This window comes from Oleiphilus sp. HI0132 (assembly GCF_001635845.1).
Genome location: NZ_LWGJ01000015.1, coordinates 1 through 617, shown reverse-complemented (window position 1 = coordinate 617; position 617 = coordinate 1). Strand labels below are relative to the sequence as shown.

The following is a 617-nucleotide window of genomic DNA, read 5'->3' as shown; positions in this document are numbered from 1 at the left end:
GCACCAGTTATGTTGGCATACTCTGCACGTAACCGTTCTGCTTCTATCCGTATTCCATACGTAAATAGCCCGAAAGCACGTCGTCTGGAAGCTCGCTTCCCAGATCCAACGGCTAACCCATACCTAGCGTTCTCTGCGCTACTAATGGCTGGCCTTGACGGCATCCAGAACAAGATCCACCCTTAGTTAGGAATTCGTGATCTGCTTCTAGAGTGTTTAGTGCTTCTTCTAGCGTAGCAGCAACTGTTGGGATCTCAGCAGCTTCTTCAGCAGGAAGGTCATATAGATCTTTATCAGCTGGGTCGCCAGGGTGGATCTTGTTCTGGATGCCGTCAAGGCCAGCCATTAGTAGCGCAGAGAACGCTAGGTATGGGTTAGCCGTTGGATCTGGGAAGCGAGCTTCCAGACGACGTGCTTTCGGGCTATTTACGTATGGAATACGGATAGAAGCAGAACGGTTACGTGCAGAGTATGCCAACATAACTGGTGCTTCGAAGCCTGGAACCAAACGCTTGTATGAGTTAGTAGAAGCGTTAGTGAAAGCGTTCAAAGTCTTAGCGTGCTTAATGATACCGCCGATGTAGTATAGGCACTCATCAGATAGACCAGCATAGCCG

Annotated in this window: 2 pseudogenes; one reads left to right on the top strand and one right to left on the bottom strand. The window is 49.4% G+C overall.

The window, feature by feature from the left end:
* A pseudogene (gene glnA / locus A3766_RS28665) lies at positions 1-183 on the top strand (glutamine synthetase); the annotation flags it as partial.
* Here the strand turns inward: glnA (A3766_RS28665) and glnA (A3766_RS00370) are convergent.
* Positions 176-617 (bottom strand): annotated as a pseudogene (gene glnA / locus A3766_RS00370) (glutamine synthetase); the annotation flags it as partial. The pseudogenes glnA (A3766_RS28665) and glnA (A3766_RS00370) sit on opposite strands and share 8 nt — an antisense overlap.